Origin of the sequence: Clostridium beijerinckii HUN142 (genome assembly GCF_000621745.1) — a bacterium.
Taxonomy (GTDB): domain Bacteria; phylum Bacillota; class Clostridia; order Clostridiales; family Clostridiaceae; genus Clostridium; species Clostridium beijerinckii_A.
The window spans coordinates 1-7,473 of the sequence record NZ_JHXK01000053.1 but is presented as its reverse complement, the minus strand read 5'-3'; the positions used below and the strand labels follow the sequence as shown (position 1 = coordinate 7,473).

Annotated in this window: 5 protein-coding genes, 1 tRNA gene and 2 rRNA genes; 6 read left to right on the top strand and 2 right to left on the bottom strand. The window is 29.2% G+C overall.

Translation table 11 applies throughout. The annotated features are described in order from the left end of the window. The first annotated feature begins 117 nt into the window (after window positions 1-117). The 4 genes from T483_RS0118060 (at window position 118) to T483_RS0118045 (ending at window position 3,908) form a co-directional block, all read left to right on the top strand. Window positions 118-192: transfer RNA gene (locus T483_RS0118060), tRNA-Asn, on the top strand. Between the two features lie 3 nt (window positions 193-195). Beyond that, a 5S ribosomal RNA gene (gene rrf / locus T483_RS0118055) occupies window positions 196-312 on the top strand. A 532-nt stretch (window positions 313-844) separates the two neighbouring features. Beyond that, window positions 845-2,413, top strand: a complete 1,569-nt coding sequence (locus tag T483_RS0118050; RefSeq protein WP_026888093.1) for a hypothetical protein — start codon at window positions 845-847, stop codon at window positions 2,411-2,413. 94 nt (window positions 2,414-2,507) lie between these two features. Further along, window positions 2,508-3,908, top strand: a complete 1,401-nt coding sequence (locus T483_RS0118045; protein WP_026888092.1) for an aldehyde dehydrogenase — start codon at window positions 2,508-2,510, stop codon at window positions 3,906-3,908. Between the two features lie 339 nt (window positions 3,909-4,247). Here T483_RS0118045 and T483_RS0118040 read toward each other — a convergent pair whose 3' ends face one another. After that, a complete protein-coding gene (locus T483_RS0118040; RefSeq protein WP_026888091.1) occupies window positions 4,248-5,444 on the bottom strand; it encodes an MFS transporter in 1,197 nt (398 codons plus the stop codon). Window positions 5,445-5,525: 81 nt separating this feature from the next. Next, window positions 5,526-5,969 carry a MarR family winged helix-turn-helix transcriptional regulator gene (locus T483_RS0118035; protein WP_026888090.1) on the bottom strand — a complete coding sequence of 148 codons (444 nt, stop codon included), beginning with the start codon at window positions 5,967-5,969 and terminating at the stop codon, window positions 5,526-5,528. 204 nt (window positions 5,970-6,173) lie between these two features. Between T483_RS0118035 and T483_RS0118030 the strand changes: the two genes are divergently transcribed. Both T483_RS0118030 and T483_RS0118025 read left to right on the top strand, forming a co-directional pair. Continuing rightward, window positions 6,174-6,650: a hypothetical protein gene (locus T483_RS0118030; protein ID WP_026888089.1), complete on the top strand. Its 477-nt coding sequence runs from the start codon at window positions 6,174-6,176 to the stop codon at window positions 6,648-6,650. A gap of 579 nt (window positions 6,651-7,229) precedes the next feature. Further along, window positions 7,230-7,473: ribosomal RNA gene (locus tag T483_RS0118025) — 16S ribosomal RNA — on the top strand; the annotation flags it as partial.

Below are 7,473 nucleotides of genomic sequence, written 5' to 3'. Positions count from 1 at the left end.
TCAAGTTGTAATACATTAAAGAAACTGTGTGCAATTTTCAAAGAATAAGATTTCTTTGAAAATCGATTAAGTTTGATTAGCAAAATCTTAAGTTTTGAATCTTACTTAAAATAGCGTTCCGCGATAGCTCAATGGTGGAGCACTCGGCTGTTAACCGATAGGTTGGAGGTTCGAGTCCTCTTCGCGGAGCCAAGATCTCGTGATGATGGCATAGAGGTAACACTCCTTCCCATTCCGAACAGGAAAGTTAAGGTCTATAGCGCCAATGGTACTGCATGGGAGACTGTGTGGCAGAGTAGGACGTTGCGAGGTAAGCTTAAAAGATAGTTATTATGACTATCTTTTTTTATTTTCTCAAATTTTGACTGAGTAATATATGAGCATATAAAAATATAATATTCTTGAAAGAGACATCTTAATTGTGTATCACATTAGATATCTTATTTTGAATAAATTATTGTAACTATGAAGAAGCATATAGTAATAGCTATAAAGAAAATATCATTGATAACGTGGAATATTAATGGATATTCTGTTAAAATATAGATGGAAGTGCTAAAATTTGCGTCGGCAAATATTTGTATTATATTTGTATATGTTACGAGAAATTTAATTCATCAAAGTTTATTTTAAGCCATAAGTTACATAAAAAAATAAATAAATTTATAAAGAGTGAATCATATTATTTAGAACGTACATAGTTGAAATTTCATTTAATAATTTATATAGTAATTAGATGGAATTTAGCGCAAGCTTAATGCAAATTTATTATACTCACTTTAAAGTGTGGTTGTGATGTACCATGCGAAAAATGACTATTAATTGATTTACAAAGGAGATAGATATGCCTAATATTTTTGACGGACTTAGAAAAATTTCAGATAATGATATTATTGAACAAATTGCATTACTTGAAACAATGAATGTAACAAATATATCAAAGCCAATTATACAAAGGGCAAAAAAAAGAACTATAAGTATAATTAACTTTATAGGGAGTAAAATAGGAAAAAATCGAGTATTTGAAGAACCAGAAGTAAAAGAAATATGGGCTTTGGTTGACGAAAAAAAAGAAGAATTGAAAAACTATACAAGGAATGAGTTAAACGAAAGATTGTTTAATGTTCTTACTGAAAAAACCAGTGATGATTTAAAGAACCCAACGGAAGATGAAGTGTCAATAGAGGTAATAGAGGAAGCAGCCAAATTATATAAAGTTCATAAAGACTTAATGCCAAGCCATAAGGCTGATATTATTTATTCAAAATATAACGAAAAGCTTAATGGTAAAGCAAAAGAATATATAAATGGACAAGCATTTGTGGATTTACAAGAAACCACAAAAGACATAGAAGAAATTATAGGTAGTATGGATGAGGAACAAAAAAGAGAGTTCACTCAGTCAGTAGATGTCGCAAGATTGACATTTCTTAATGTGTGGAAGAAGTTGGATAGGCAACATTTTATAAGACTTATATGGTTATGTGTTAAGGCTTATGGAGGTAGATTTACTGTAAGGGATGAAGAACTTCCGAGTTTTGTAGGAAATGAAGAAGAAGTTGAAGCTTTTAAAAAAGAAGAAAACTTAAGAAGGTCACAAGAGGAACTTTTGAAATTAAAAAAGCAAATAGAACTATGTAAGGATAAAATAAATTCTATTGAGAACAGTTTAGAGAGAGAAAAACGCCTGCTTAAGAATGCAATTAGAAGTAAAGATAAGGCTGAAGAGGATATAATAGATCTTGGGAAAATACATATTAAATTAACATCAGCCAAGAAATCATATGAAGATGAGTTAAAAGAGATTAAAGTCAAAATGGAAAATGCACCATTAGAAGAATTGGATTCATTGATGGAAGAATTTAAAATAGTTAAGTTTGAAGAAATTGATATAAACAATAAGATTTCTGATGCTAATATAAAGGCTACATATAAAAATGAATTAATAGATGATAATGCTAAAATAATATCGGATAAAGAGGAAAGTATTAAAAATATTGGTAGAGAATTTCAAGATTTAAAAGAGAAAGCACATGACTTAATAGATGATTATAATAAGAAGAAAAATGATGTAAAAAATAAAGAAGAAGAAAAAAAGAATGAAATTTTTAATAAATGGAGTCATTTCTTTAGCAAGTTTACGTTTAATTTTGATAACTTGGGTAATGTAGTAAAACTTACAAGAAAAGAATTACTTAAAATTGAGCAATGTTTATATGAATTACATTTTACAAATGATCCGATGGCTTTAAGCATGGGTGTAATAGAAAGCAAAAGCAATAAGAAAAAAAAGGAAGAATATGAATACATAGATATAAACTTTTTAGATGACTTTAAAATTGAAATTCAATTTAAGGTATTAGAAAATGGGGAAAAGACAATACATATAGACAATATTGCTCCAGAATTTTAAATTATTTCAAAGTTATTTTTTTACAAGTATTTGGATAAAATTATAATTGTAAAATAATTGCTGAGAATATAAGATAAAATGAGGAGATAATAAAATGAATAATAGTGAATTAACATTAGAAGATGTTAATAAGATTCTTGAAAAGCAAAGAGAATTTTTTAGTACTCAGGTTACCAAGAACATAGAATTTCGAATTAATCAATTAAGGAAACTTAAAGAAAGTATAAAAGATAATGAAAGTAAAATTACTGAGGCTTTAAGAATTGACTTGGGAAAACATGAATTTGAATCATATATAACAGAAATAGGATTCATATATTTGAGTATAGAGAATACAATTAATAATTTAAAGAAATGGGCAAAGTCTAAAAAAATAAAAACGCCAATATTTTTAAAACCTGCGAAAAGCTACATAGTTAGTGAACCTTATGGAAGCGTATTAATAATAGGTCCATACAATTATCCGTTTCAACTTGTTATTGAGCCGTTAATAGGTGCAATTAGTGCAGGAAATTGTATTGTAATCAAACCTTCAGAAATTTCATCAAATATTTCAAATATAATTAACGAAATGATTTCAAAAGCTTTTGATAAAGAATATATAAGATGTGTGGAAGGAAGTGTTAAAACAAACATTTCATTAATAAATGCTCCATTTGACTATATATTTTTTACTGGAAGCGTAAGTGTTGGAAAAATAGTTATGGAAGCTGCAGCTAAAAATTTGGTTCCAGTTACTCTAGAACTAGGCGGCAAAAGTCCAGTGATAGTAGATGAAACTGCTAACATTAAAATTTCCGCTCAAAGGATCATTTGGGGGAAGACTTTAAATGCAGGACAGACATGTGTAGCACCAGATTATCTTATGGTTAGCAAAAATGTTAAAGATGAACTTATTAAAGAAATGAAAAATGTTATAAAAGAATTTTTCGGAGACAATATTAAATCTAGTAAATATTATGGTAGGATCATAAATGATAAGCAGTTTAGCAGGATAAAAAATTTAATTAATAAAGATAAAAGAGGGATACTTTATGGAGGGAGTTATGATGAATCTGAAAGATTCATAGAGCCAACAATTATAGATGTATCGGCATTTGATTCAGAGAGTATGAAGGAAGAAATATTTGGGCCTGTACTCCCTGTTATTGAGTTTGTTAATTTTGATGATGTTGTGATGAGAATCAAAAGTATGCCTAAACCTCTTGCCCTGTATATATTTACAAATAATAAGAGAACACAGGAAAGAGTTATTGAAGAGATACCTTCAGGAGGCGTTTGCATAAATGACACTTTAAATCATTTAGCAAATAGTAATTTACCATTCGGGGGCGTTGGAAATGCTGGTATAGGAGCTTATCATGGGGAAGAGAGTTTTAAAACATTTTCGCATAGAAAAAGTATTTTAAATAAAGGAACAAAAATAAATATTAAAATGCTCTTTCCACCATACAGTAAAAAGAATATGATCTTAGTTAAAAGATTTCTTAATTAACACAATAAATTCTTAAGCCAAAACTAAGCTTTCGTGTTAATGAAAGATAGAAGACTAATATATTGCAGGCTATATGGAAGTAATTCCTTATAACAGTCTACAATATATTAAGGAATTGGTACAAACATTTTTTATAAGATACAAGTGTGCTAATATTTCGCAGGTAAGCAATTTGAATTTTTTATTATTTGGGAAATTATAATTAAGTTAAATATGTGGACAACTTGTATAATGGGCCATTTAAGAGGGCGTGAAAAGAACCGAAAGAATAAAAAGCAAATCTATTAGCCTGCCAAGTTTTTCCCACATTCCTTTGAAAAAGGCAGATGCGTGAAAAATCTACGGCTCCACAGTTGCCAGGGATTTTTGTTTATAAATGATGTAGTGAAAAATTAGGGCCATAGCCTCAAATATAAACCCTACTGAGCATACGCCTATCCAACCAAAATATTGCCAGCTCAAAGGTGCTAGAAATGATCCTAATGATCCACCAAGAAAATATGAAACCATAAATACCGTATTGATTCGGCTACGTGCTTCATCACCAAGTTCATGTATTCTTGCCTGATTAGAAACTTGACCAGATTGGGTTCCTAAGTCTAATAGTATAACACCAATAATTAAACCATAAAGTTTGTATCCTAAAATGAAAAAACAAATATATGATGAAGTGGAAAGAATAATCCCTATGCCTACTGTAAATTTAGGCGTTTTTTTATCAGCAATTCTTCCAACAAAAGGTGCAGCGGCAGCTCCAGCAACTCCTATTAACCCAAGCAATCCAGCTTCTCTTGTTCCCATATTATAAACTTTAGAACCTAATAGAAAAATAATAGAAGTCCAAAATGCACTAAAAGCGCCAAACATCAACGCTCCATTTATAGATGCTTCTCTTAAAGCTTTCTCTTGTTTAATTAGAGGAAATATGGATAGTATTAGCTTGGAATATGATATATTGGAGTTTGGTATACTTGTGGGGAAAAACTTTTTTATTAATATTGCAAAAAGTACCATCAAGAAGGCAGCGCAAAAATATACTGATCTCCAGCCAAAAGCTTGCCCGACAATTCCGCTAAATGTTCTTGAGAGTAATATTCCAATTAGAAGTCCACTCATGACATTCCCTATTATCTTTCCGCGTTCTGAAGGCTCTGCCAAATGTGCGGAAAATGCAACTATTAATTGAGGAATTATAGTTGTAAATCCAACTAATAGAGAAGCGATTAATAAAATTATGTAATTAGGAGAAATAGCAACTAATAGTAAAGAAAAAGCTACAACTATAAGCATTTTTATAATTAGATTACGACGTTCTTTTATATCTCCAAGTGGAACAAATAGAAATAATCCTAGAGCGTAACCTATTTGGGTCAGAGTCACAATAAATCCTGATTGAGATTCGGAAATGTTGAAGTTTGTGGAAATTTGTGTTAGTAAAGGCTGAATGAAATATAAGTTGGCAACTGTAGCCCCGCAAGTAATTGCCATAATTAATATTATAAACCTGTTTAATTCAAATTTTGATTCGTGAGTCATTTTGGTCCTCCATTTACTTTATAGATTTATGTATAGATACTATACATATAATATAAAATAAAATACCTCAAAAAAGGTATCTTATATTTTGTCTTTAAATTGTTTCAGAAAAGCATACAGAAATTCTTTATTTTCTTCACTAGCATTTCTCAATAATTCTTTTATAATAATATCGTATTGATTATGATAGTTTTTATGATTTTTATATGCCAACTCACCTTTTTCTGTAAGTTTTAATATAAGCTTTGAATTACTATCAGAACTTACCTCCTTAAATAGATAACCCTTGTTTTCTAATCTTTTTATAGTTTGTGAAACGGCACCTCTTGTAATCTCAAGCTTTCTTGCAATGGCTGAAATATGTAAGCCCTCATTTTCCTTTATACATTGCAGCATGTGTATTTCGGAATGATATAAATTTGAATCTGTTCCGAAATTTTTAGCTTTCAAGTCATTTTCAAAAAAAGTACATATTACTTCTAAAAATATTTCACTAATTTTTTTGTTGTCTAATAATTTATCCATAAATATTATTGTATAGGTGCTATACAACGTTGTCAAACATTAAATGTAATATATAATATTTTAATGCAAATGATAATAAATATAAAAATAGATCAATTAGCGTATATTAATTATAGTCAAAAAATATAATGATAATAATTTTATATCCGTACTTTAACTTATATATAATTTAAAATAAATTCAGATATAATGGGAGAAATTGATATGAATTATACTATTTATGATCTAATAGAGAGACTTGTTGATATTGAGAAGAATGCACTAGAAATATATGAAAAAATCGAAAGGGATGCAAAAGAAAGAAATTCTAAGAATATTGAGATTATTACAAGGGTAATTAAAAAGGAAGAGAGTAGGCATATTAAATATTATGAGGAATTAAAAGAAAAATTTAATTATGAACTTAATGAGACCATTGATTTTTACCTATATGATAAAGTTGTAAAGCTTCTATATGAATTTAAAAGTCAAATTAGGTTTCCTTATATAAGTAGTGCTCAGGATTTAATAAAATATTCATTAGAATTTGAAAAAAATAGTATAGGATTACTTCTAGATGTTCAGGGGAGATTACTTGGAAATTTAAATGATGTAAACAATAGTGTATATAAGATTATTTCAAAAATTATAGAAGAAGAAAAGAAACATGAAAAAATGTTTAGTGATTTGCTTTTAAAATAATATTTAAAATTTAATTTTTAAGATGTATCAATATTATTTAAGATGTATTGGAATGGAATAAGTTTATTGGTAAACTATTTCTGGTGTGTCGGTATAGATAAAATTTAGAATAATGACATATAACAGCGAAAAGTATGAATAATCTTATAAAATTAGGAAATAATTTAAAATGTAAGTGAGTTAGAGATGTTATGATAAAACACGTCGCTAAGAGATATAAAGAGAAAACACTCAAGTTTACAAAATATTTGAAATGTAAGATTACGAGTTTTTTGCAAAGTGTTGACAATATTAAATGGTAATGATAAGATTTAATTCGTTGCTAAAGAATATAAAATTCAATAACTTAAAGCTAATAGAACATCCAAGAAAAATGTTTGAAAAGTTTTTAAAAAAGGTTGTTGACAAAGTCTGAAAGCGATGATATACTGAGTAAGCTGTCAGAAACGACAGAAACTTGTAAAGCCTTGTAACAAAAGGTTTTCGAAAGAAAAATTGGTCTTTGAAAATTGAACAGAATGATATAAATACATTTAAGTAAACCAGCAATTTTTATTTGAGTAAGCTAAGATTAAACTTTTTATTGAGAGTTTGATCCTGGCTCAGGACGAACGCTGGCGGCGTGCTTAACACATGCAAGTCGAGCGATGAAGTTTCTTCGGGGATGGATTAGCGGCGGACGGGTGAGTAACACGTGGGTAACCTGCCTCATAGAGGGGAATAGCCTTCCGAAAGGAAGATTAATACCGCATAAGATTGTAGTGCCGCATGGCATAGCAATTAAAGGAGTAATCCGCTATGAGATGGACCCGCGTCGCATTAG